The organism is Candidatus Angelobacter sp. (genome assembly GCA_035607015.1).
Taxonomy (GTDB): Bacteria; Verrucomicrobiota; Verrucomicrobiia; order Limisphaerales; family AV2; genus AV2.
In genome coordinates, this window is the sequence record DATNDF010000307.1 from 1 (window position 1) to 24263 (window position 24263).

The following is a 24263-nucleotide window of genomic DNA, read 5'->3' on the forward strand; positions in this document are numbered from 1 at the left end:
CATTACCGGATTTGCCAGAAACATGAACCTTGTCGTGACAGGCCGGGATGACGCGCGCCCCATCGGGATGATTGCGGGTCTGATCGCCATTGGCCTCGTCGTGCTTTCCTGGGGACTCTTTCATTTTATCGCATGGAAATATCCACGTGTTCTGCAGCATGTGCATAAAATTATCGCCGGGTTGTTTCAGTGGAATGTATTGAGCCGTCTCAACCCCGATGAACGTTATACGCCAAAGGATATTTCCCCCTTTTTCTGGCCGAATGGCAAGTTGCCGGTTTCCGACAAGTGGAAGCAACTCGCCGCGGACGGCTTCCATGATTTCAAATTGAAGATTGATGGTTTGGTCGAAAACCCGATTGTGCTTTCACTTGAGGAACTTCGTGCGCTCGGCAAGGAAGAATACATCTCCATGCATCATTGCATCCAAGGCTGGTCGGGAATCGCGCAATGGGGCGGGCTTCCGTTCCAGCGTTTGATCGAGATCGCGAAACCCCGGCCCGAAGCGAAAGTTGTGGCATTTTATTCCTACGGCGACGCGTTGTACGGTGGGGAATACTATGACACGCAAACCATCGCAACGGCACTCAAAGCGAGATGCTTGCTCGCTTATGAGATGAACCAGGCTCCGCTGCCTGAAGTGTATGGTGCGCCGCTGCGGTTGCGCGTCGAAAACCAGCTTGGCTATAAAATGGTGAAGTGGATCGAGCGCATTGAATTCGTCGAAACGGAAAAGACCCTTGGCAAGGGAGAAGGAGGCAAGAACGAGGACGATGAATACTTTGACATCCTGCCCAACATTTAAATTGACCTTCGGCGCAAATCCACGGTCTTTGTCCGTGCCCGGTGCGGCGCTGAAGCCGGAGGTTCGGAAATGAAATCTGAAACCATGAAACTCATCCTGACGGTCAACGGCGGCTCATCGAGCATCAAGTTCGCGCTCTACGAAGTGGGCGAGCCGCTGAAGCGAGGGCTTCATGGAAAAGTTGACCGCATCGGTTTGAGCGGAACGAATCTTACGTTCACAGACCTGGACCGAAAACCGCAACCCAGTCTCAGCATCACCGCCTCCGATCATAAATCGGCGGCGGACTTCCTGATTGATTGGCTCGAGAAGCGAACCGGGTTTGAATCTGTTCGGGCGGTGGGCCACCGCGTGGTTCACGGCATGAAACACACCGCACCCGAATTGGTCACCCAGGAATTGCTGGATGAACTTCATCGCATCAGGCCATACGACCCGGAACATCTGCCCCGCGAGATTGAACTGATCGAAGCCTTCCGCCAGCGTCATCCGAAACTGCCGCAATTGGCCTGCTTCGACACGGCGTTCCACCGCGACATGCCGCGCGTGGCCAAGTTGCTGCCGATTCCGCGCCGCTACGACGCCAAGGGAGTTCAACGTTACGGTTTCCACGGTTTGTCCTATGCCTATCTGATGGAAGAACTCATACGTCTCGGCGATCCGGCGGCATCGAAGGGCCGCGTGATCCTCGCTCATCTCGGAAATGGCGCCAGCCTGGCCGCCGTGCGTGACGGCAAGAGCATCGACACCAGCATGGGCTTTACGCCGACGGCGGGATTGGTGATGAGCACTCGCTCGGGCGATTTAGACCCCGGCCTCGCTCCGTATCTGGCGCGCACCGAGAAGATCACCACCAGCCAGTTTTACAAAATGGTCAATCACGAATCGGGATTGCTCGGCGTTTCGGAAACCAGTTCCGACATGCGCGACTTGCTCGATCATGAAAAGGCGGATGTGCGGGCAGCGGAAGCCGTGGCGCTGTTCTGTTATCAGACGAAAAAGTGGATTGGCTCCTGCGCCGCGGCGCTCGGGGGATTGGACACGCTCGTCTTCGCTGGCGGCATAGGCGAAAACGCGCCCGCCGTCCGCGCCCGCATTTGTGAACGGCTTGATTTTCTCGGTGTCGAAGTGAACGAGGCGCGAAACGCCGGGAATGCGTCGGTAATTTCTGCGGATGACTCTGGCGTCGCCGTGCGCGTCATCCGCACAGACGAAGAATTGATGATTGCGCGCTCAGTTTGTCGTATTCTCGAATCCGGCGTGGTGAAGAAAAGCATTGAACCATGAAAGCCTCCGAACTCATCGTGAAATGCTTGGAGAACGAAGGTGTTGATTACATGTTCGGCGTGCCGGGCGAGGAGAACATGGACCTGCTCGACGCCCTGCTCGGCTCATCCATTCGCTTTGTCATGACGCGCCATGAGCAGGGCGCGGCGTTTATGGCGGATGTTTACGGCCGGTTGACCGGCAAAGCCGGCGTGTGTCTCTCCACGCTGGGACCAGGCGCCACGAATCTAATAACCGGCGTGGCCGATGCCAACATGGACCGTGTCCCGCTGGTGGCGCTCACCGCCCAGGCCGGCCACGACCGGATGCACAAGGAATCGCACCAGCATCTGGACATTGTCACGCTGTTCCGCCCCGTGACAAAGTGGAGCACCAGCCTGCCCATACCCGACATCATTCCCGAAGCCTTCCGCAAGGCCTTCAAACTGGCGCAATCTGAAAAGCCGGGCGCTACACACATCGAAATTCCCGAAGACGTGGCCCGCATGGAAACCGACAGCCAGCCGCTGCTCGTGCAATGGCTCCACCCCGGTGGAGCCGCGCCGGAACAAATCGAGAAGGCCGCGCGTATTATTTCGGAAGCAGCGCACCCGGTTGTGCTGGTGGGCAACGGCGCCATTCGCGGACACGCCTCCGCGGCGCTGGTGCGGTCCGCCGAAAAGCTGAACCTTCCGGTCGCGACGACCTTCATGGCGAAAGGCGCCATTCCAGACACGCACCCACTCGCGCTCGGCGCCATCGGACTACAGACGCCCGACTATGTGAACTTCGCGTTCGCGGAAGCCGATGTCGTTATCGCGGTCGGTTACGACGTCGTGGAATACGCGCCGCGTTCGTGGAACCCGAAACGCGACAAAAAGATCGTGCATGTGGATATGGCGCCCGCCGAAGTGGACGCGGCCTACATTGTCAACGTCGGCGTCGTGGGTGACATCGCCTCGTCGCTAGACGTCCTGGCGCAGAAGGCAACGCCCCGTTCCGCCGCGCACGGCGCACCATTCCGCCAAATGCTGCGCGATGAACTGGAGCAGGGCGGCCACGACACCTCCTTCCCGCTTAAGCCGCAACGAATCCTCGCCGACCTCCGCGCCGCGCTGGCTGATGACGACATCGTCATCTCGGACGTGGGCGCGCACAAATTGTGGCTGGCGCGCCTCTTCCCATGTCTTCAACCTAACACCTGCATCATCTCGAACGGTTTTGCCGCGATGGGCATGGCCGTGCCCGGCGCCGTGGCGGCAAAACTCGTGCACCCGAATCGTCGCGTGGTGGCGGTCACCGGTGACGGTGGTTTCCTGATGAACTCGCAGGAATTGGAAACCGCCGCGCGTCTGGAAACACCATTTGTGGTGCTCGTGTTCAACGACCACAGCTACGGACTGATTCGCTGGAAGCAGATGCAGCAGTTCGGCCGGCCGGCCTTCGTGGATTTCAATAATCCGGATTTCGTGAAATACGCGGAGAGCTTCGGCGCAAATGGCATGCGCATCGGATCAGCGGAGGAACTGGCCCCCACGCTGCGCCGCGTGTTGAACTCAAATCAACTCACGATCATTGATTGCCCGGTGGATGCTGCGGAGAACCTGCGTCTGACCCAAAAACTCGGCGCGCTCACGGCGCCAACTGGATTTAAACCGTGAAAACAAACACACTTACCCCCGAACTGCTCGGCAAGATGGATGCCTATTGGCGCGCGGCAAATTACCTCTCGGTCGGGCAGATTTATCTCTACGACAATCCGCTGCTGAAACGTCCACTTGCGCTCGCGGACGTGAAGCACATGCTGCTCGGCCACTGGGGCACGACGCCGGGGCAGAATTTCATTTACGTCCACCTCAACCGGGTCATCAAGAAATACGACCTCGACATGATCTACGTCTCCGGCCCGGGACACGGCGGCCCGGCGGTGATGGCCAACACGTATCTGGAGGGCACTTACAGCGAGATTTATCCCAACATCAGTCAGGATGAAGCCGGGCTACAAAAGCTCTTCAAGCAGTTCTCGTTTCCGGGCGGCATTCCCAGCCATGCCTCGCCGGAATGCCCGGGCTCGATTCACGAAGGCGGCGAACTCGGTTATTCCCTCAGCCACTCTTTCGGAGCAGTGTTCGACAATCCCGATCTCATCGTGGCCTGCTGCGTCGGCGACGGTGAGGCCGAGACCGGTCCGCTGGCGACATCGTGGCAATCCAACAAGTTTCTCGATCCGATCAACGACGGCGCGGTGCTGCCGATCCTGCACCTCAACGGTTACAAGATCGCCAACCCAACCCTTCTCGCGCGGATTGAACCGGAAGAACTGGACCAGTTTCTGCGCGGCAACGGTTGGACGCCTTACTACGTTGAGGGACACGAGCCGGCGCTGATGCACGAGGCGGTGGCCGCGACGCTCGACGTGGTGGTGGAGAAAATCAAACGCATCCAGCACGAAGCCCGCGTGAACGGCAACACCATGCGTCCCCGCTGGCCGATGATCGTTCTCAAATCTCCGAAAGGCTGGACCGGCCCGAAGTGGGTGGATGGCCTGCAAATCGAGGGAACTTTCCGCGCGCATCAAGTCCCGCTCTCCGACCCGGCCACTCATCCCGAGCATCTCAAGTTGTTGGAAGAATGGCTGCGCAGCTACCGACCGGATGAACTTTTCGATGTGCAGGGAAAATTGAAACCGGAACTGGCCGAACTCGCGCCCCAAGGCAAACGTCGCATGGGCGCAAATCCCCACGCCAACGGCGGGATGCTGCTACGCGACCTCGTCATGCCGGACTTTCGCAAATACGCGGTGAAGGTGTCGTCACCCGGAGCGGTTCTGGCGGCGGACGCGCACGAACTCGGCGTGTTCCTGCGCGATGTCGCGAAGCTCAACCGCGAGCAGCGCAACTTCCGCATCTTCGGCCCGGACGAAACGCTCTCCAATCGCCTGGGCGCGGTGTTTGAGGTGACCAACCGGCAATGGGACGCCCGCCAGCAGGACAACGACGAGTTCCTCGCCCTCGACGGTCGCGTCATGGAAATGTTGAGCGAGCATCAATGCGAAGGCTGGCTCGAAGGTTATCTGCTCACGGGCCGGCACGGACTGTTCAACTGCTACGAGGCGTTCATCCACATCGTTGACTCGATGTTCAACCAGCACGCCAAGTGGCTGAAAGTCACGGCGGGCCTGCCGTGGCGACGTCCCATCGCGTCGCTGAATTACCTGCTGGCCTCGCATGTCTGGCAGCAAATGCACAACGGCTTCACGCATCAAGACCCTGGCTTCATTGATCACGTCGTGAACAAGAAGGCCTCGGTCGTGCGGGTCTATCTGCCGCCGGATGCCAACTGCCTGCTCTCGGCCTGGGATCATTGTTTGCGCAGCCGCCACTACGTCAACGTCGTCATCGCCGGCAAATATCAGGCGCCGCAATGGCTGACCATGGACGCCGCCGTGGCGCACTGCACCGCGGGCATCGGCATCTGGCATTGGGCCAGCAGCGACTCCGGCGCTGAACCCGATGTCGTCATGGCCTGCTGTGGCGACGTGCCCACGCTGGAGACGCTCGCCGCCGTTTCGATCCTGCGCGAGCAATTGCCGGAGCTGAAAGTTCGCGTCGTCAACGTCGTGGATTTGATGAAGCTGCAGCCGCAGAGCGAACATCCGCACGGATTGAACGACGGCGCTTTCGACGCGCTGTTCACCAAGGACAAACATGTCATCTTCGCCTTCCACGGTTACCCGTGGTTGATTCACCGGTTGACGTATCGCCGCACCAACCACGCCAACATCCACGTTCGCGGCTACAAGGAAGAAGGCACGATCACCACGCCCTTCGACATGACGGTCATGAACGATCTCGATCGTTTTCACCTCGTGATAGACACCGTTGATCGTCTGCCGCAGACCGGCAAAAAAGGCCGTGCCCTCAAGGAGCAACTCCAGGCCAAGCTCGTCGAGCACAAAAAATACATTGATAAAAACGGCCAGGATCTGCCGGAGATTCGGAATTGGAAATGGGGCGCGAAGGTGTGAGCGGTGGGCGGAACATGCTTCAGCGCATTTACCTCATTCGGCACGGCGAAACCGAGTGGTCGCTCTCCGGCCAGCACACCAGTCGCACGGACATTCCGTTGACTGTGCGCGGCGAGAATGGGGCGCGGGAACTTGGCCGGCGCCTCCGGGACATCCAGTTCGCTCGTGTGTTCTCCAGCCCACGGCAACGCGCGCGGCGAACGTGTGAGTTGGCCGGACTGGGTTCGGCGGCCGAAATCGAACCGGACCTGGCCGAGTGGGATTATGGCGACTACGAAGGACGACGCTCCGCGGAAATTCTCCAGGCGCGACCGGACTGGAATCTCTTTCGGGACGGCTGTCCGAACGGTGAATCGCCCGCGCAAATTTCCAAACGCGCTGATCAGCTGATTGCCCGTCTCCGCGTGCTGGGTGGAAATATCGCGCTCTTCTCGCATGGACATTTCGTTCGTTTGCTGGCCACGCGTTGGATTGGATTGGCGGTGAGCGAAGCGCAACGTTTCCTGCTCGACACAACATCGCTCAGCATTCTCGGTTACGAGCACGATCACGTCGAGTCACCGGTCATCGCGCTATGGAACTCGATTTGAAGTTTTCGACGGAAAAAAATCGGGGCACGATGAGAGAAATCCTGCTCGCGATCGCCAGCGCCCGCGAGCAGGTCGAGCCGCTGCCGATGTGGTGAAGCCGGCTGACAGCCGATGGTTTATGGTTGTGATGATCTCGATCTCCGGTCCCGGATTCAATTGACCGTCAGTTACCCACCACCGAGTTGGGCGGGTTCATAAAACCTTGCGTCGGGGAAATCCCCAATGGCAGCGAATCGTTTACCCGCTTATGGTTGCGTCATGAAAGGCAAGCAAGAGAAGAAGGCGTTGACGTTCGGTGAGTTCATCATGGCCGCGTACGACGCCTGGGGTAAACGCCGGGCGAGAGGAATCATCCGACTTGCCGTCAATACCCACGTGGTTGAGTTCCGAAGGCCCCGGCGCTTTACCATTTCCAAAGGGAAGGGTGGCGGGGTTAGCGATGTCCCCCTCCGTTTCATGTGAGCGGAAGGCAACGCCGGATAAAAGTCAGAGACTCCTGTCGAATTTTCATGCGCGCAGCAACCTTTGACAAGGCGAGCCCCTTTTTGCACGAGCAGGCGCGGGCGGTGCGAGATGAAGTGTTCGGACGCCGCGTTTTTGTGCGCGGTGTTGTCGAAGTGTCCAACCACTGCCGCCAGAACTGCTGTTATTGCGCGATGCGCCGCGACAATCGCTTGCTGGAGCGCTACCGGCTCGCCGCGAACGAACTTGCCGAGTTGATCATTCACCATCGGCCCGCGGTGATAACCGACATCGATATCCAGGCGGGTGAAGACCCCGTAGCCGTACGGGAGGTGGTGCTGCCGCTAGTGCGCGAGCTGCGCCGACACACCAAGCTCGGGATTACCCTTTGCCTCGGCACCTTGTCGCCGCGCGAGTACGACCAACTCCAGGATGCGGGGGGCGATTATTATGTGATCAAAATGGAGACAGGCAACAGCCAGCATTACGATTTTATTGGTGCTCCGGGGACAATGGCCCAACGCATGGCGGCGATCAGTTATCTGGCGGGTAAGGGCTGGAAAGTGTCGTCGGGTCTGATATTGGGTCTTCCCGGACAGACGCAGGGGCAAGTGGAACAAACATTGAACCTCCTGACGCTACTGCCGCTGGCCGGTTGCAGCGTCAGCCCGTTCGTGGCGGGTGAGCAAACGCCGTTTGGCGACGCTCCCGACGGGAACATCGAGCAGACCTTGAATTGTGTGGCCTGGATGCGATTGCACGCGCCGCATTGGGTGATCCCCGCGGTCAGCGCCATGAGGCTTGTGTCCGAGGACGGCTATGTGCGCGCGTTCAACGCGGGCGCGAATCTGGCCACCATCAATCTGACGCCCCGCGCGGTGCGGGCGGATTATCCGATCTACAAACGTGACCGCATCATCATGGACGAGGAACGCGTCCTGTCGGCCATCGAAGAGGCAGGCTGTGAACTCAGCCGCGTGAGCATCACGGAACACCTCCGCCAACCGGGTGCTCCGGCAATGGAGCGCGTGTCGCATTCTTCCACAGCGGCTGCGCGTGCATTCAACAGCGTACACAGTGACACACATCCGTAATTTCGAACTGATCCCGCGGCCGGGCCGCCACCGGACCCGAATCCGAATCGATTGAAGGGAAGGAGCAGCCAAAACAATTAAAATGCGGCGCCAACAAATCGAGATAACCACGAAGACTCGCGGCATCAGTTTGAAACGAGGCCGCTGGCAACGAGGCAACGCGCGGATTACCCTGGACGCCGGGGTCCGGATGATTATCACCTCAATGCCGGGAAGACGAGCGATTTGAAAACCGAATCGGGCAGGAGAATTCGAAATTCGGCGCTGGTGGTCCTGTCGTTGTGCGTTTCGCCTTTCGCCCATGGACAGAAGCCCGCCGTTGGCGTTACGAAGCCGCCGGCAGCGGAGACCGTCATTCTCCCCAAATCCGTCCCCGATCCCCTCGAGCCGGTGAATCGAGTTGTATGGACCTTCAACAAGGGGCTGATGACCGGCGTCATCAAACCGACCAGCAGGGTTTATCGGTTTGTCGTCGTGAAACCCATTCGGACCGGAATTGGAAATATTGGAAAGAACCTCACTTACCCGGGGCGATTGATCAACAATCTGCTCCAGGGAAAGTGGCGGGGCGCGCGCGATGAATCCTACCGGTTTGTCTGCAATAGCACCGTCGGGGTGGCCGGGTTCTTCGACGTGGGGACGAAATGGAAGATTCCGAAATCGGACGCGGACTTTGGCCAGACCTTCGGCCGATGGGGGTGGAAGCCCAATTGCTATCTGATGTTGCCGATTTTTGGACCGAGCAATGAACGAGACACCGTCGGTCTGGCGGCCGACACGGCCTCCAATCCGTTGATTTATATCGCTCCTTACAAATTTGTCGCGAACGATCCACTGACCTATCTCGGCCCCTACACCTATTTCAACTACGCGGTGATGTATAACGATCTCGCCGACACCGTTGGGGAATATGTGCGCTTCAGCCGGGCCGAAATGGATCCGTATTCCGAGATTCAGTACGCCTGGACGTTCGCGCGGGAGAATCGAGTCGCGGATTTTCAGGTGAAAGGAAAACAGGACGAGGCGTCGCTGGAAACCCTTGAATCCGTATTCTTCACTTTCAAGGACCCTGAATTCCCCGGCCGCGGCAAGACCCGGTCGGTCCTGATTCCGGCAACCGGCCGGAAACTAAAATTCACGTTTTGGTTGCAGCCGCGGAAAGCCCCCGTGGTTTATATCGTCCCAGGTCTGGGCTCGCACCGGCTCGCCCAATCCTCTCTGGCGCTGGCCGAGCTGGTTTACAAAAGCGGCTTCTCCGCCGTGTGCGTCAGCAGCGCGTTCAATTCCGAGTTCATGGAACACGCGTCGACCGCGGCGGTGCCGGCTTATCTGCCGGTGGACGGTCACGATGTGCACGTCGCGTTGACGGAAATTGATCACCGCCTGCACGTAAAGTATCCGGACCGGTTGGGAGACAGGGCGCTGATGGGCTATTCAATGGGCGCGCTCCATTCCATGTTCGTCGCCGCTGCCGAGCCGACGAATCAACCGCCGTTGATCAAATTTGACCGCTACGTCGCCATCAATACGCCGGTTCGCATGGCACAGGGGCTTTCGAAGCTGGACGAATTTTACCGGGCACCCCTGGCCTGGCCCGCGGCGGAACGGACCGATGACATCGAGAACACTTTTTTGAAGGTGGCCGCCCTGAGCAAGAGCACGCTTACACCCCAGACCTCCCTGCCCTTCAACTCCATCGAGTCCAGGTTTCTCATTGGCCTGATGTTTCGACTCCAGTTGCGCGATATTATTTTCAGCAGTCAGCGGCGGAACAATCAGGGAATCCTGCAACACCCGATCCGGAGTCTCAGGCGCGACCCGGTGTATCAGGAAATCCTTCAGTATTCCTACCAGGATTATTTTCAGAAGTTTGCGATTCCGTATTACCAGGCCCGCGGCGTCGCGTCGCCGACGGCGGAAGCGTTGGAAAAAGCCGGTGATTTGCGGACCTATGAAGCCGCCCTGCGCGCCAATCCCAACATTCGCGTCATCGTCAATCAAAACGATTTTCTCCTGTCGGATGAGGACCTGGCTTGGCTTCATGCCACATTTGCGCCGGAACAATTGACCGTCTTCGCGCAAGGCGGGCACCTCGGAAATCTTTCCAATCCGGCGGTGCAAAAGACGATTTTAACGGCGCTGGCGGGTTTGAAGTCATCTTCACCCAAATCGGATTGATCGTCCCAGCCCGCTCGCCGGGGCTGGATCCATAAACGCATGGTCAGGTAAATCCCCAACGGGAAATCCTCTATAGCGCCCCCGCTGTTTTCCGTGCTTAGGTTATTCTGTAATGAACGATAAGCAGATCCTTCAAGGGGGCGAATCAACCGGCGCGTCACTTCAATTCCAAACGAATCCGCCTCATCGCATACTCGTGGTGGATCATGACCCTTATGTTTGCCATCTCAGTGCCGACGTGCTGATCAGGCATGGCTACGTGGTGAACGCCGCCGAAGACGGCGCTGCCGGCTGGGAAGAGCTTGAGGCCAACAATTACAATCTTCTGATCATCGAGTACGAACTGCCCAAGATCACCGGCCTCAGACTTGTCAGGAAGCTGCGTGCCGCCCGCATGGCCCTGCCGGTCGTCCTGGTCGCAGCAAGATTGCCTGCGCGCGAGCTGGCCAGAAACTCATCGCTCCGACTTGCGGCCACGCTGTTGAAACCCTTGGCCGTTGTTCCGTTGCTGGACACGGTGAAAATCGCCCTGCGCGTGACCGACAGTCCCGGCGGACAGATCGCTCCGCCGCCAAACTCTCAAAACCAGCCAGCAGCCGGGGGTTGGCAACCAAAGCTGACCGCGGCCCATGCCAGCACCACCACACAAGTGCTTCAGAAAATTCACGAGTCTTATTACGCTTACTCCCATTGGGGATTAAACGATTGAACGGGATGCACACCTGTTTAGCGACGGAATTGCGGAGCAGTTCCTGGCGAAGTTCCAGAAACAGGCCGATTTGACCGGGATGCGGGATAAAATCTGGTTGACGGTGCCGATATGGGCTGCCAAAAAAGTTCCGCCCATGAAGATCTGAAACTGCCGCGCGCGTCGCCTCCACTGTTACTGTCACCCCCGGCGGAGCGGCCGTGATCCAGCGACGCGGATTTCCTGCCAATTAACTCCGTTGCCGGCCCGGTTCGCCGATGTTTCAGCGTGTCCATCGGCGTCCGCAACGCAGACACCGCATTTATGCCGCGGGGTCTATCCCCCCGTAGAGAAGTCTCTGCCGATCGCGTAGAGTCACCGCATATGAAACGAATCCTTTTCTTAACCGGCGTTGTCACCATCCTCACTACGACCGGATGTCTTGTTTCCGAAGGCGGACCGCACGGACATTATCGCGGGCACGAGGGTTTCGGACACGAGAGTTTCCGAGGTCATTCGGAAGTCGTAGTAGAACCCCGGGAAGTCATAGTGCATCCGCCCGAAATCATCGTGCGGTAGTTCGCGTTGGTGATGAGTAACGGCAGCCTGATTGAAAAAGGCGTCAGTCTCCGCCCGCCCGGAAATCATCGGACAGGATGCAGATGTCAGGCTTCTTCAATCCGGCGGCTCACGGGCCAGGAATCCGCCTGGGGCAAGTCGTCGTACCCGCGGAGATGTCTTCTCCTGTTCGCGTCGAGACACCCGAACAAGCCCGGTCTTCCAGAAAAGCAGCGCGCGGTTGGTTCCAAGCCAATGGATCAATTCGTGGCAGACAGACAGTCAATCACAAAGACCGGGGCTTTCCTGATGCGCCAAACGGCTTGAAAACATTCCGCTCCAAAATTCCCGTGGCGGCCAAAGTGACCGTCACCGTCTTTCTCTCCGTGCTCGTCCCGGTTTATTGGCGCACCTATGGGCTTGGCAATTTCTTGTGGTTCTGCGATACGGCCCTCATTCTTACCGTCGCGGGGATGTGGCTGGAAAGCTCGCTGCTCATCGCCATGTGCTCCGTTGGCATTCTGCTTCCGCAATGCCTTTGGCTGGCGGACTTCGGCAGCAATCTCCTCGGATTTCACCTTCTGGGCCTGACCAGTTACATGTTCGACCGCCATCTGCCTCTTTTCACCCGCGGGTTGTCGCTTTTTCATGGCTGGCTGCCCTTGCTGCTTGTCTGGCTTCTGGTCCGCCTGGGCTACGACAAACGGGCTTTGTCTGCCTGGACCGGCCTGGCCGCAGGGTTGGTGCTCGTCTGCTATTTTTTTACTCCGCCCGCCGGCGCCCATCTGGCCGACCCCAACGTCCCCATCAACATTAATTATGTTTACGGTTTCAACGACCAGCGCCCGCAAACCTGGATGAACCAAAACTTGTATGTCATTCTGTGGCCTGGCGCACTGTGGCTCGCCGCCTTTCTCCCCACTCACCTGGCCTTGCGCAAAATCTTTACGACGCCACCGCCAGCGGCCGGCCTGAAGCGCCGAATCCGATTCCTCCAGCCGTCCGAACCTGCTTTCCAGAGTCTGGTTCATAAACATTCGATAGGGTAAACCCCCAAGGGTAATCCCCTGAGTAGCGCCCGCCGGGTTGCGCCTTCTATTATCAGGCAGCGAAATAACAAAGCGCGGTCAAATGCAGAGTCAACCAAACAAGAAAGTAAACCTATGCCGAAGGAAGCCATTTTCTGCCTCGTCCTTTCGCGCGACCTGGCCGACCAAATCGTCGACCGAATGAAAACTTCGGGAATCTCCAACCATGACGTCTCCGCGCTGTTCCCCGACCGGACCCCTGCCCGCGATTTGGCGCCGGGGACAAGCGCATCCATACCGTGGCGAGAACGGCCACCGGCTTCGCGACGGTCGGCGTGGTGGACGGCGCGTCAGAGTGGCTTCGCGAGTATCGGCGCGCTGACCATACCGGGAGCCGGTCCTTGTGTCGCCGCCGGACCAATTATTTTCGCGTTGAGCGGCGCGGTCGTCGGGGGCGCTGGCGGTGGCCTGGCCGGTGCGTTGATCGCCATGGGCGTTTCCGAATTCGAGGCCGGCCGCTACGAAAGCAAAATCAAGGAAGGCAACATCCTGATTTCTGTTTACGCGGAGAACCCGGACGAGATCAACAGGGCGAAGGCGATCTTCAGGGAAGCTGGCGCGCAGGATATTTGCGCCACGGGTGAGGCCTCTTCCGCCAGGGAAAATTCGGCCACCGGGCACGCGTCTTACCCCGCCGCGGCCGCGTGCAGCCGCGCCCGACCATGAATCGCCAGAACAAGACCCGCGACCGGGCCAACCGCGTCGCAGGATCATATCCACAGTTCGAATGGCCGCGAAGCGGAACGCACCTGAGAACTCTTAAACATTTATTCCTCGACGAACTGTCGGAGCTATACGACGGCGAGGAACGGCTGGTCATCGCGATTCCGAAAATGATCAAGGCCGCCACCTGTACTCATTTGCGGAAATTGTTCCGGTCGCACTTGAAGGAAACCGCAAGTCACGTGAAGACGGTGGAAAAGGTTTTCCTGACCTTCGAAGAAAAACCACTGGCGAAGAAGTGCGAGGCCACCATCGGACTTCTGAAAGAGGGCGACGAAATCGCCGCCAACTTCAACGGCTCGGCGGCCATCAACGCCGCGCTCATTGCCGTCGCGCAGAAGGTCGGGCACTACAAGATTGCGTCGTATGGCTGCTTGCGCGAGTGGGCGGCGCTTCTGGGGAACAAGGTCGCCGCCGGTCTCCTGCAGGAAGCACTCGTCGAGGAGAAGGCGGCGAACCATTCCCTCAGCGAGCTGGCGCGTTTCAGGAGCAATCATGAGGCTGCCGGAGAATGCGCCCCGGCGGATTTGTGCCACGGCAGCAACGGTGCAATGCCATCGCACGGACGGCGTGGCATGCGTCCGTTGTGCCTCCACCCGCTCCGCCCCGGCTTGATGTAACCCTGACCAAACGTCCGTGGCCGCGAATGTTTTCGTGGTCGTCGGACGAACCCAAAACACCCAACCATGAAACACGACAAAAACCACGACAACCGGAAAAACGCCCAGCCGCAACTGGAGCCGGTCCACTTCGAATTCACTCACCCGACTGCCGCCAGCGTTTGTATCGCGGGAACTTTCAACGACTGGCACCCCGAAGCCAAGTCCATGCATCCCGCGGGGGGCGGTCGCTGGCTGAAGGACACCGCCTTGCCGCCCGGGAACTACGAATATTGCCTGGTGGTGGACGGCCACTGGATACCCGATCCGCTGGCCGAGGAAACCGTTCCCAACCCGTTTGGCGGAAGAAACTCGATTCTGAATGTGGCCAGACCGCCGGAAGCATCCCAACCCGTCAACGCAAAACATGAGCCACTGAAAACACAAGCAGGCAGAACCTCCAACAGATAAGTCCGCCATGAACAAACCCGTGCTCGCGGCACTCGCGCTGGCGCTGTTCTCATTCCCTGGCCGGGCCGAAGACACTTCCGGCAAAGACAGAACGGAGGACCATTCCGGCAATGACTTTGACCGCGCGATTCGCCAAAACAACGCCACACTTTTTACCGAGGGCCGGCACATTTTCCGTTACGCCACCTTCGGCGACGAAGCGTTCTGGGGTGATGCGCTCAAACTCCATCTCGCGCTGGCAGGCGAAAACCTCGGCGGCGTCGGCCCCGGGGTCAGCCCGCGGACGGCGCTCTCGGTGGGTCTGAAAGTCGATGTTTCGGCTCTCCCGCATGCGCTGCAGGCGAAGCTGCGTGCGGGCCAGGTCAACCTTGACGATCCCGCCACAACCCTCGCCCTGCTCAAACTCAACTCGGTCGTCGGCGTGACCGGTTTCTTCGACAACGCCGGGCGCATCAAATCCGTTGGCATCCAATGCGCCTTCTGTCACTCGACGGTGGACGACTCGTTCGCGCCGGGCATTGGTCGGCGGCTGGATGGCTGGCCGAATCGCGACCTGAACGTGGGCGTGATTATCAATCTGGCGCCGGACGTTTCGCCGTTTACGGCCGCGCTCCAGGTGGACGAAGCGACTTTGCGCACCGTTTTGAACAGTTGGGGACCGGGGAAATTTGATGCCGCGCTGTTGCTGGATGGCAAGGCGTTCCGTCCTGACGGCAAGTCCGGCGCCACCCTTCTTCCGGCGGCATTTGGCCTGGCCGGCGTGAATCTGCACACTTACACGGGCTGGGGTTCGGTCACGCACTGGAACGCGTTCGTCGCCAACCTGGAAATGGGCGGACTCGGCACGTTCTACGACCCGCGTCTGGCGGATACGAACATGTTTCCGGTCGCGGCGCGCAATGGTTTTTGGAACGTGCGCCACTCGCCCGACCTGGTAACGTCCAACCTTGCGGCGCTCCAGTTCTATCAGCTTGCCATTCCCGCGCCTGAGCCGCCGCGCGGCAGTTTCAACCCGACCGCGGCCGACCGCGGCCAGACGCTGTTCACATCAAAGGCCCAGTGCGCCACGTGCCATGTGCCGCCGATTTTCACTGAACCGGGCTGGAACCTGCACACGCCCGCCGAAATTGGAATCGACGATTTCCAGGCCAATCGCTCGCCGGACCAACGCTATCGCACGACGCCGTTGAAGGGCCTGTTCGCACGCGCCAAAGGCGGCTTCTATCACGACGGCCGGTTCGCCACGCTCGCCAACGTGGTCAACCATTACGACGGCCATCTCAACACCGGGCTGACTGACGCGGAAAAGGCGGACCTGGTGGAGTACCTCAAATCATTGTGAGCACTCGCTTTAGCATCATTCGCGATTTCTTACGGCGGCACGCGACAACTCAGGCGAACGCGCCCAACGGTGACTCGACCCTCAAGGAGACGCCGCTTACAAACGCGCCCGGAGACGAACCGCTGCTCGTTGAGACGATTGCCGCAACGGTGGCCAAAACGACTCCGGCGCAAATCGTCTTGATTGTGCTGGGGACGGTTGCCTTCCTTTACTTTGCCCGTCCCGTGGTCTTGCCGGTCTTTCTGGCTTGTGTTGCCGCAATCACGTTGAAACCGCTCATCCGCTGGTTGTCTTACTGCCACATTCGACCGGCGTTCGCGGCGGCGATTGTGTTGAGCCTGTTGATGACCGCCGCCGGGATTGGTTTTTTCCATTTGGGCCGGCCCGCCATGGCGTGGGTGAATGATGCGCCCGAACGCATGAACCAGTTGAGACAGCGTGTCCAGAAAATGTTTCCGCGCGCCGCGCGGTTCAGCCAGGCGGCGGCGGCGGTGAACAACCTCGGCGCGACGGAGGAAGAAAAAAAAGAAGACCAAAAGAAGGCGCCCACGGTGGAGGTCAAAGACGGCCGTGGCACCAGTTCAATTCTTAACTGGACCGGGACCTTTCTGGCGGGGGTCGGCGAGACGCTGGTGTTGCTTTATCTGTTGCTGGCTTCCGGCGATCTGTTCCTGCAAAAACTGGTCCACGTGATGCCGACTCTGCGCGACAAAAAGCGCGCGGTCGAGATCAGCCACGAGATTCAGCAAAACATTTCCAATTACCTGTTCTCGGTGTCGCTGATTAACATTGGCCTGGGTCTGGTCGTAAGCGCGGGTCTCTACTGGTTGGGCGTGCCCAATGCCGCCCTCTGGGGAGTCCTCGTGGCGGTGTTGAATTTTGTTCCCTACTTTGGCCCCGTCGTCGGAGTCTTCCTGCTGGCCAGTGTCGGCCTCCTGACGTTCGACACGCTGGGGAGAGGACTCCTGCCGCCCGTCTGGTACCTGTTGCTCCACCTGCTGGAAGCGAACTTCATTACGCCGGTCCTGCTGGGCCGCCGCTTCACGCTCAATCCGGTGGTGATTTTTGTTTCGTTGATCTTCTGGACGTGGCTCTGGGGTGTGCCGGGAGCCTTGTTGTCCGTGCCGATCCTGGTCTCGATCAAGGTTGTTTGCGATCGCGTTCCCGCCATGTCGCACGTCAGCGAACTGCTCACGAGTTAATCCAGCAACATTCCATCAGTGGGTCCCCATGAATCATTCCGCCGAAAAAATAGCGGGCCGGGCGGGCGCGTGGAGCCGCCTCGCTCTGCAAACACTCGCGGGCATGGGCGGCTTCGCGCGCGCACAGTGGGATGAGGTGAGGCACGCGGCGGCGGTGATTGGGACGGTGCTTTGGACCGGTGTTCGACCGCGATATTGGACACGCGCGGTGCGAACAGCGCTTGCGCGGCAGGTGCTGGCCATCGGCGTCGAACCGCTCTGGTTTGTCGGCGCGGTGGCGGTGTTCGTCGGCATTTCAGTGGTGGTGCAACTCACCTTCTGGGTGGGCGAGGCGGGGCAGTCACAACTGGTCGGGCCGCTGTTGGTGGCTGTCGTGGCGCGCGAACTCGGGCCGGTGCTGATCAACCTCGTGGTGATCGTCCGCAGCGGCAGCGCGATGACGACCGAACTGGGAGTCCTCAAAATCAACGGGGAAGTCAGCGCGCTGGAAGCGCAGGGAAGCGATCCCTTCCTGCATCTCGTTTTGCCGCGCGTGCTGGGCATGGCAGTGTCCACGTTTTGCCTGACGATCGTTTTTATCTTCGTCGCCTTTGCGAGCGGCTATTTGTTCGCGGCCTGGACGGGGAAAGGCAGCCGTGACTTGCTGTTATTTGCGGACACCCTTTCCAGCGCGGTCCAACCCAAGGACATTTTCAACATCCTCGCCAAAAGCATCGTGCCCGCACTGTTTGTGAGCGCGTCCTGTTGCATCGGCGGATTGGGCGTTGGCCTGTCGGACACGGAAATCCCGCAGGCCACGCAACGGGCGCTTACCCGGTCCGTCGCCGGACTGTTTGTCATCTCCGCCGTCGTGTCTTTGCTGACTTACCTGTGACCATGAGCGAACCGACCCACATCCTGAACAATCACGCCTCGATGGACGCGGCAACCGGGACAAACTGATGGCAGACCGCTTCAAATTCCGGCGCGTCAACGAAATCACCGGCACGTTCGTGCTCATCATCGTTGCGCTGCTGATCGCCGCCGTGGTGTGGACGGGCCACAGCCAGCGCTGGTTCAAAAGCCGCGTCACGCTGCGAATCGTTTTGCCCGAGGCTGGCGCGGCTGGAATCCGGCAGGGATCGGAGGTTTACTTTTTGGGCACACTCGTGGGATCGGTTTCCGACGTGGTGGTGGACGAAATGGGCCGAATGGAAGCCCAGGCGAACATCCGCCGCGACTTTTTTCTCTTTGTGCGCTCGGATTCGTCCGCGCTCGTCAAAAAGAAATTCGGAGTGGCGGGCGATTCATTTTTTGAAATCACGCGTGGCCAGGGCAAGCCGCTGCCGGAAAAGAATGCGTCCATCGTCTGCAACGAGCAGTTTCAAAGCGCGCTGGAAGCGGCCGTCGAGGAGGTCCGCGCCGAGGCCATGCTCGTGCTGAAGAAGGTCAACGGCGGTTTGGATACGTGGACCACGCTCGGATCGAACCTCATCACCACACGCGCGCGGCTGGACCAATTGGTGGGGCGCGTGGACGACCTGGCCACGGACGTTCAGGCGGGCAAAGGCACGGTCGGCAAGTTGATCGCCGACACCGCCCTGGTGGACGAGGCGCAGCAGCTTGTGGCGCGGGCGAACGAGGCGATGAGCGAGTTGCGGGGCGTGGTGACGAACCTGAATGTCGCGGTGAAGAACGTCCAGAACGGCACGGCGCGTCTGCCGGAAATCAGCGACGCCGTAGCCGGCGAAGCGAAGGACCTGCCCGGACTGGTCCAGCAAACGCAGACCTCGATGCGCGAACTGGAACGGTTGATTGAAGCCATGCAACGGCACTGGCTGCTCCGCAAATACGTAAACCATACGAACCCGCCGCCTCTCAATCCGTCGCCCGAAACCGCAGTGCCGGAAAAGAAACCGGTGAAGGCGCTCCGGTCACCGAGGGATTCCGGGAAGTGAGGTTCGAGGCAGCCTGGTTATTGAGAAGCGCCACCGATGATGGGGGGGGGGATTTCCCCCGGTAGGTAAGGACCGGGGCATACGGTAGCGTGACCGAGTGCGGCGGTGGAGAAAGGCAAGATCACCGCTTGTTTCCTGCTGCCGCGAGCGCGGCCGTCAAGCCACACGGAATGACATTATGCCAATGAAAGCTTTATTCAATGGACTCCTCGCAGTCCTGTTACTCCCCGGGAGCGGCGCATGCGCGGATTTGTCCGATTTACTCGGCCTCGGGGAAAGCAAAACGAGCAATTCACCGCCGGACGCCGGCATTGGCGCGCTCACACAAGATCAGATGGTGGGTGGACTGAAGGAGGCGCTGGGCAAGGGCGTGGAGCTGGCCATCTCCACTCTCGGCAAAACCGACGGCTTTCTCAAGGATCTCAACGTGAAAATCCCGATGCCGGAAAGTTTGCAGAAGGTGGAGCAAACCCTGCGCGCCTTGCGCCAGGACAAGCTCGCCGACGAATTCGTGACCACGATGAACCGCGCCGCCGAGCAGGCCGTTCCCGAAGCCGCCGCGGTGCTGGGGGACTCGGTGAAGCAGATGTCCATCGCCGATGCGGAGTCCATCCTCACCGGCACAAACAACGCCGCGACACAGTATTTCCGCCGCACCAGCGAGACCAATCTCCACGCCCGCTTCCTCCCCATCGTCAGGGCGGCGACGGAGAAGACCGGCGTTACCTCCTCCTACAAACGGATGACCGACAGAGCCGGGGGAGGTTTCGGAGGATTGGGCGGCAGCCTGCTTGGCAAGCAAGCCCCGGACCTGGACGACTATGTCACCCGCAAAACGCTCGATGGTTTGTTCCTGAAGATCGCCGAGCAGGAAAAAGCGATTCGCGAAAACCCCCTGGCGAGAACCACCGACCTGCTCCAGAAGGTGTTCGGCGAAGTTGGCAAGTGATCACCCGCCAGACACCGTGGGGGATTCCCCCCGGTAGATAAGGGCCGACGCATACCATAGTGTGGCTCCTATGTTAAAGCCGAAGACACGGCAACAGGAAGGAACAACCGTAATGAGAAAGATTTATCCGCTCGCGCTTCTGGTGGCGACGGGCGCCATGTTAGTCGCCGCCACGCCAGTGAGAGCTTCCGAAACGGATGACCGTATCGAGTCTTCCGCCAAGAAGTCCCACATTTTCAAAACCTACCTCAAGGACGATGCCATTACGCTGCGATCCAAGGATGGCGTCGTCACCTTGAGGGGAACCGTCGCCGAAGCTTCCCATAAATCCCTGGCCGGGGACACCGTGGAGGGCCTGCCCGGCGTCAAAAGCGTGGACAACGAACTGAAAGTCAAAGGCGAAGCCAACGCCGAACATTCGGATGGATGGCTGAACACGAAGGTGAAAACCACGCTCTTGTTCCATCGCAACGTGAGTGCCACGAAGACCGGCGTGGATGTGAAAGACGGAATCGTCACCTTGAACGGCGAGGCCAACAGCCAGGCCCAAAAGGAACTGACCACCGAATACGCCAAAGACGTCGAAGGCGTCAAAGAGGTCAAAAACGAGATGACGGTGGCCGAGACCCCGGGCAAGCCGGACGAAACCATCGGCGAGAAGATCGATGACGCATCTATCACCGCCCAGGTGAAGTCGTCCTTGCTGTCGCACCGTTCGACCAGCGCTCTGAAGACGAAAGTTTCGACGACGGATGGCGTGGTCACCTTGAACGGCATTGCCAAAAACGAAGCCGAGAAAAGCCTGGTCACCAAGCTCGTCGCCGACATCGATGGTGTAAAAAGCGTGATCAATAAGATGACCGTTGAGGCGGTGGTGTCGCAAAACGCTTCCCCACCCCGCGCTCCGCAGAACCTGAGGATAGTAAACAAGTAAAATCAAACCGGCGCCTCGTTGCCTGCGGATGCGGAAGCTCACCCGCCGACAGCGGCGCCAAAGCAAATCGAAAGGAAAATCATATGTTGTGGACTCTTGCGGTGATATTTTTAGTTTTGTGGGCTTTGGGGCTGGTGAGCAGTTACACGATGGGCGGGTTCATTCACGTTCTTCTGGTAGTTGCCGTTGTCATGGTGCTCATCAACTTCATTTCAGGTCGCAGGCGGGTGTGATCCGCGCACCAAGAATGTACAAAGGATACTTGCTTGAATCAAAAATTCACTGAAAGCCTGCCATGAACAAAATCGTTTCTCTGGCCCTGCTCATTGGTGGGGTCGTACTTATTATCATTGGAATCAACGCCACGAACTCGTTCAGTTCCGATGTTTCCAGATTCTTTACCGGATCACCGACTGATAAAGCCGTCTGGACCCTCATCGCGGGCGTTCTCGCTGCCGTCGTTGGCCTCGTTGGAACGTTGCGCGGCACGAAGCAAACTTGATTGCACCCTCATCAATTGACCGTCGCCGCCTGACGCGTTGGCGGGCAGGCGCCACGGTCCCAAACCACACCCGCCAACAAGAAATGAAATCATGAATGCGTTGAAACGTTGGAACCGGTTAAAAGACCTGGAAGCTTTCCAACACAGTCTGGACAGTCTTTTGGGTCCTTCTCCTGCCCATCGGCCCGAGGGGCAAGAGGGACTCATGGCCGCCGCCGAATGGTCCCCACTGGTGGACATCAGCGAAGACGACAAGGAGTACCTGATCAAGGCCGAGTTGCCTGAAGTGAAGAAGGAGGACGTAAAGGTCACCGCGGAGGAAGGCACATTGACCATCATGGGCGAACGCAAATTCGAAAAGGAAGGAAAAGGCAGAAAGTATCACCGTGTCGAACGCGCCTACGGCACTTTTGGACGGAGCTTCTCGCTCCCGGATGACGCCAGCCCCGCGAAAGTCAGCGCCGAGTTCAAAGATGGCGTGCTCACCGTGCATTTGGTGAAGGACGAGAAGGCCAAACCGCAGCAGGTCGAAGTCAAGGTTTCCTGAACGGGTCTAATGATCGACCACCAAAGAGAAACGGTGCTTCCAGGACACATCAGCATTTTGGACGACACCGATGAGCGTCGCAAACTGGAGAAAAGCATCGCGCAAGTTCAGCGTGACAGACGCTGCGTACAACGCGCAGCATCGCTGATGGCCCTGTTCACTGCGCTAAGTGCGGCCGGTCTGGGGTATGGCGCGGTCCTTCAGGAGAATTTTCCCTATGGCGAGTCTTGGTCTGTGATCAAGCTCATAAGCGAGTTCGGATTGGCATCGATAATTTCCCTGGTGGCCCTGGTGGGCCTCTTGACGGCCTATCGCAAGAAGTCGAACCGTTTGCGAGAGGAATGCCGTCGGTTGGTCACGAAACTCAAGGAGTCCCGGTTGGACGAGCCTCACATAACGCCCCTGCGAGGCCGTCATCCCGGAGCCGGCGACCGTGAAGTTGCCCGAGGCGCAGTGGGAGCAAATGGTGCATTGTGTGAATAAAACACCTCCTGAAAAAATCCTGTCCGCGAGTGAATGGACGCCATGCGACCCAATCTGATCAATCCATCCGATCCGCTGGTCAGCGGTGTCAGCGGGAGTTGGAATGGGAGCAATCCAGCCGAAACGATTCACACATCACAGCTGTCCCCCGCCGTCACCCCTCTGACGTTGACCTCCAGGGAAACGAAGAACGATTCGCCGGTCCGGACGGGAAAGCGCGATACGGTGGGGCAGATTGAATCCGATGATTTTTCCAGATTTGAAGGAGAGGGCGGCCCGGAAGCGCCTTTGCCTGCGACGGAACTGATTGATGTTCCACTTGAAACGCCGTTTGGCGGCGACCGCGCTGGGGTCGATATTAAAGCCGAGGGAACTATGAAACCACCTTCTGCCTGCGGGCGGAACCAAGGCATGCGAGTTAGAAGGCAGGTTTACGAACTGACTCTTCACGACCTCAGCACATTTCCAGTTTGGGAGTTCAGGTTGGATGAAGAGGGCGAAGAAGGCCGGGATGAGTCCACTGTCCGGCCCTATACAACGCCTGGCCCGCTTGACCCCACGGACCGCATGTTCGTCGTGCGAGCCGTCTTCACTTTGGCCGATGGTTCAAGGAGGCAAGGCTATCTCACGCCACCCGTTCGGAACGATGGCAGCATCGGCGCCTTGCAACCCATCATCGTTACTGCCTGCGGGCAGGTTCGCTTTTGGTGCGGCACCGCGGTACCCGACGTGAAGCGATTGGCCCGCAACTACGAGTGGCTTGGGAAGGATGTACGGCGTGTATTTCCGGTGCAGTTCTGCTCGGATGTTGCGTTAATAGGCGGTCCGGTCACGGGCAGCGTGCCGGGTTTTCTGGTGCTGGAGGATTTTCAGACCCGGAAAACGAGCACGGTAAGATGACGCCGTGTCGATGGCTCCAAGACACAGAACTCATGAAGGCAAAAATATTCGAAGTCGTTCTGCATAAGCTCCCTTCCGGCAAGTCGCCTGCGACTGCTCTTGAAGAACAGCTCAACGAATTCCTCGCGCAACACCCCGACCTGCGGCTGGTTGCCACGCACATGAGCACTCTTGTCTCGCCAGCCGAGCCGAATGCCATGCCGAGGTCGGAAGAATCATCCATCATCATTTTCTGCACACTGTTTTATACCGATCAAGATACGAGTGATACCGCCCGATGCACACACTCAAGCTGATTTGCTCGTCAATCATCCAACTGGTAAAACAGGTTTGGTCATTTCCCAAATCTGTCACCACAGCCATCAAGCAGAAGCGGCAGCAGATCGTGCGGAACGAAATTGAAATCGAAAGGCTCGACCGGATACGAAACCCGTCGAAGTATCTTGGAAGTGATGATACGTGAGACAGCATCTTTGTTCGGTGGCAGCAATGGCGTCCAGGAGTGCTTCAGGAAGTTCCGCTGGGAAAAGGCTTTTTGGTCGGATAAGGGGTCTGGGCTGGGGAGTGAGTGTCCCGCCAGCTTACAGAAATAGCTGCATAGGCCGTGAAAACCTAAAAAACACCCCCGCAGTGTGGCTTGCCGGAACGACTCTCGCAGACCCTCCTAAATTCTCCTGCAAGGTGCCTTACGCCCGCCTTCACACCGACGAATCAGAACCGCCCCCGACCCTCTCTGCGTGAAGATAAGCAAAACCTCGCCGGCGCGTTGCCAGGCCGGTGACCGGACTCAACTTTCTGGTCCACATGGAGTGTTAGTCTTGGGACTGGTTTGAGTTTATGTTTTTGTTTGTTCTGTGTCCATCCCCAGCGTAGGGAGGGCGTAGCCCGACCAGAGCCGAGGATGGGCGGCTCCGTGCC

General features: G+C 58.9%; 25 protein-coding genes. All 25 read left to right on the plus strand.

Annotated features, from left to right (window positions below):
• The coding region (locus VN887_12235) for a molybdopterin-dependent oxidoreductase (GenBank protein HXT40772.1) at positions 1-805 on the plus strand (805 nt) is incomplete at its 5' end.
• A 69-nt stretch (positions 806-874) separates the two neighbouring features.
• A complete protein-coding gene (locus VN887_12240; GenBank protein HXT40773.1) occupies positions 875-2092 on the plus strand; it encodes an acetate/propionate family kinase in 1218 nt (405 codons plus the stop codon).
• A complete protein-coding gene (locus VN887_12245; protein ID HXT40774.1) occupies positions 2089-3732 on the plus strand; it encodes an acetolactate synthase large subunit in 1644 nt (547 codons plus the stop codon). Before VN887_12240 ends, VN887_12245 begins: the two co-directional genes overlap by 4 nt.
• Entirely contained in the window at positions 3729-6098 is a 2370-nt protein-coding gene (locus VN887_12250) for a phosphoketolase family protein (protein HXT40775.1), read from the plus strand. The genes VN887_12245 and VN887_12250 overlap by 4 nt, the downstream gene beginning before the upstream one ends.
• Before the next feature lie 14 nt (positions 6099-6112).
• Complete coding sequence (locus tag VN887_12255) at positions 6113-6688, plus strand: histidine phosphatase family protein (protein HXT40776.1); 576 nt, start codon at positions 6113-6115, stop codon at positions 6686-6688.
• A gap of 258 nt (positions 6689-6946) precedes the next feature.
• On the plus strand, positions 6947-7150 hold the full coding sequence (locus VN887_12260) for a hypothetical protein (GenBank protein ID HXT40777.1): 204 nt from the start codon (positions 6947-6949) through the stop codon (positions 7148-7150).
• A 47-nt stretch (positions 7151-7197) separates the two neighbouring features.
• On the plus strand, positions 7198-8244 hold the full coding sequence (locus VN887_12265) for a radical SAM protein (GenBank protein HXT40778.1): 1047 nt from the start codon (positions 7198-7200) through the stop codon (positions 8242-8244).
• Positions 8245-8469: 225 nt separating this feature from the next.
• The gene (locus VN887_12270) at positions 8470-10422 is read left to right on the plus strand and encodes a VacJ family lipoprotein (GenBank protein ID HXT40779.1); all 1953 of its coding nucleotides are present in this window, start codon (positions 8470-8472) and stop codon (positions 10420-10422) included.
• A 112-nt stretch (positions 10423-10534) separates the two neighbouring features.
• The gene (locus VN887_12275; protein ID HXT40780.1) at positions 10535-11131 is read left to right on the plus strand and encodes a response regulator; all 597 of its coding nucleotides are present in this window, start codon (positions 10535-10537) and stop codon (positions 11129-11131) included.
• Positions 11132-11991: 860 nt separating this feature from the next.
• A complete protein-coding gene (locus VN887_12280; GenBank protein ID HXT40781.1) occupies positions 11992-12717 on the plus strand; it encodes a hypothetical protein in 726 nt (241 codons plus the stop codon).
• A gap of 114 nt (positions 12718-12831) precedes the next feature.
• Positions 12832-13422: a hypothetical protein gene (locus VN887_12285; GenBank protein HXT40782.1), complete on the plus strand. Its 591-nt coding sequence runs from the start codon at positions 12832-12834 to the stop codon at positions 13420-13422.
• Positions 13419-14099, plus strand: a complete 681-nt coding sequence (locus tag VN887_12290) for a ferritin-like domain-containing protein (protein HXT40783.1) — start codon at positions 13419-13421, stop codon at positions 14097-14099. Before VN887_12285 ends, VN887_12290 begins: the two co-directional genes overlap by 4 nt.
• A 66-nt stretch (positions 14100-14165) precedes the next feature.
• Positions 14166-14549, plus strand: coding sequence for a glycogen-binding domain-containing protein (locus VN887_12295; protein HXT40784.1), 384 nt, complete (start codon positions 14166-14168; stop codon positions 14547-14549).
• A 7-nt stretch (positions 14550-14556) separates the two neighbouring features.
• A complete protein-coding gene (locus VN887_12300) occupies positions 14557-15891 on the plus strand; it encodes a hypothetical protein (GenBank protein HXT40785.1) in 1335 nt (444 codons plus the stop codon).
• Positions 15888-17093 carry an AI-2E family transporter gene (locus VN887_12305; GenBank protein ID HXT40786.1) on the plus strand — a complete coding sequence of 402 codons (1206 nt, stop codon included), beginning with the start codon at positions 15888-15890 and terminating at the stop codon, positions 17091-17093. The genes VN887_12300 and VN887_12305 overlap by 4 nt, the downstream gene beginning before the upstream one ends.
• A 28-nt stretch (positions 17094-17121) precedes the next feature.
• On the plus strand, positions 17122-17967 hold the full coding sequence (locus VN887_12310) for an ABC transporter permease (protein ID HXT40787.1): 846 nt from the start codon (positions 17122-17124) through the stop codon (positions 17965-17967).
• 67 nt (positions 17968-18034) lie between these two features.
• Positions 18035-19030 (plus strand): MlaD family protein, encoded by a 996-nt coding sequence (locus VN887_12315; protein ID HXT40788.1) that lies wholly within the window; start codon positions 18035-18037, stop codon positions 19028-19030.
• 184 nt (positions 19031-19214) lie between these two features.
• The gene (locus VN887_12320) at positions 19215-19979 is read left to right on the plus strand and encodes a DUF4197 domain-containing protein (GenBank protein ID HXT40789.1); all 765 of its coding nucleotides are present in this window, start codon (positions 19215-19217) and stop codon (positions 19977-19979) included.
• Between the two features lie 112 nt (positions 19980-20091).
• Positions 20092-20913, plus strand: coding sequence for a BON domain-containing protein (locus VN887_12325; GenBank protein ID HXT40790.1), 822 nt, complete (start codon positions 20092-20094; stop codon positions 20911-20913).
• Positions 20914-20996: 83 nt separating this feature from the next.
• The gene (locus tag VN887_12330) at positions 20997-21146 is read left to right on the plus strand and encodes a lmo0937 family membrane protein (protein HXT40791.1); all 150 of its coding nucleotides are present in this window, start codon (positions 20997-20999) and stop codon (positions 21144-21146) included.
• Between the two features lie 62 nt (positions 21147-21208).
• Positions 21209-21415, plus strand: coding sequence for a DUF3185 family protein (locus VN887_12335; protein ID HXT40792.1), 207 nt, complete (start codon positions 21209-21211; stop codon positions 21413-21415).
• 91 nt (positions 21416-21506) lie between these two features.
• A complete protein-coding gene (locus tag VN887_12340) occupies positions 21507-21962 on the plus strand; it encodes an Hsp20/alpha crystallin family protein (GenBank protein ID HXT40793.1) in 456 nt (151 codons plus the stop codon).
• Positions 21963-21971: 9 nt separating this feature from the next.
• The gene (locus VN887_12345; GenBank protein HXT40794.1) at positions 21972-22445 is read left to right on the plus strand and encodes a hypothetical protein; all 474 of its coding nucleotides are present in this window, start codon (positions 21972-21974) and stop codon (positions 22443-22445) included.
• A gap of 42 nt (positions 22446-22487) precedes the next feature.
• A complete protein-coding gene (locus tag VN887_12350; GenBank protein ID HXT40795.1) occupies positions 22488-23345 on the plus strand; it encodes a hypothetical protein in 858 nt (285 codons plus the stop codon).
• 32 nt (positions 23346-23377) lie between these two features.
• Positions 23378-23641 (plus strand): hypothetical protein, encoded by a 264-nt coding sequence (locus VN887_12355; GenBank protein ID HXT40796.1) that lies wholly within the window; start codon positions 23378-23380, stop codon positions 23639-23641.
• The last annotated feature ends 622 nt before the right edge of the window (positions 23642-24263 follow it).